The 963-nt window shown below is 66.1% G+C and carries 2 protein-coding genes; one reads left to right on the forward strand and one right to left on the reverse strand.

Translation table 11 applies throughout. The features are described 5' to 3' along the window. Nucleotides 1-388 (forward strand): UbiA family prenyltransferase (locus JHD07_RS39055; protein ID WP_291631912.1); only part of this gene is annotated, 388 nt, incomplete at its 5' end. 121 nt (nucleotides 389-509) lie between these two features. Here JHD07_RS39055 and JHD07_RS39060 read toward each other — a convergent pair. Beyond that, a partial coding sequence (locus tag JHD07_RS39060) for a DUF6101 family protein (RefSeq protein ID WP_291631914.1) occupies nucleotides 510-963 on the reverse strand: 454 nt, incomplete at its 5' end.

A 963-nucleotide genomic window follows, 5' to 3' on the forward strand; every position in this document is an offset into this window, starting at 1 on the left:
CATCGATATCACCGCGCTCGTGCTCTATGCCGGTGCGATTTCCTGGGTGATCGGCTACGACACGATCTACGCGCATCAGGACGCCGAGGACGACGCCCTGATCGGCATCAGGTCCACCGCGCGCCTGTTCGGTGCTCACACGCACCAGGCGCTGGTCCTGTTCTACGGGCTCGCGGTGATGCTGATCGGCGTCGCGCTTGCCTCGGCCGATGCGCGCTGGCCGGCCTGGCTCGGCCTTGCCGCCTTCGCCGGGCATCTGGCCTGGCAGATCGCACGCTTGCGGATCGAGAATCCCGAATTGTGCCTGCGCCTGTTCAAGTCGAACCGTGATGCAGGTTTGCTGCTGTTTGCGGGATTGCTGGTGGATGCCGTGATGCGGACGGCGTAATTCGTAGTTCGCGTAGGGTGGGCAAAGGCGCTCTTGCGCCGTGCCCGCCATCTCTCAATGATTGATAAAATAAAGTGGGCACGCTTCGCTTTGCCCACCCTACGGCACGCGTGATGGCCGCTTAATTCCGCGCGATGATCTCGCGTTCGCCCTGGTGGACCGGCAGCTCGCGCGCCATGGCGACACGGCGGCGCATCAAAAATTTCGGGCGGCGGGCGCGGATCGCATTGGCGCGGCGGCGGCGCGGCGCGGGCTTGCGCGCGCCTTCGTCGAGCTGCGGCAGCGCGAAGATCTCGCTCCAGATCGCCCAGGCCTGCGCGATTTCGTCGGCATCGGCTCCGACCAGCAGCGGGACGGAGAGCGAGGGATCGCGATGCACGAGCACGAGCGTCTGCGCTTCGTCGCCGCCGCGCAAGGCGACGCCGGTGAAGTCGGCGACACGCACGTTGATCGCCATCCTCATGCCGCGCACGGCACGGCGCAGCACGACGCGTTCGCGATGAAGCTCGATCTGTCGCGTATATCCGTCGGCGCGCGGATCATGCGCGTCGAAGCGGACCGGTAGGGAAAGAGGG

This window comes from Bradyrhizobium sp. (assembly GCF_016462955.1).
GTDB lineage: Bacteria > Pseudomonadota > Alphaproteobacteria > Rhizobiales > Xanthobacteraceae > Bradyrhizobium.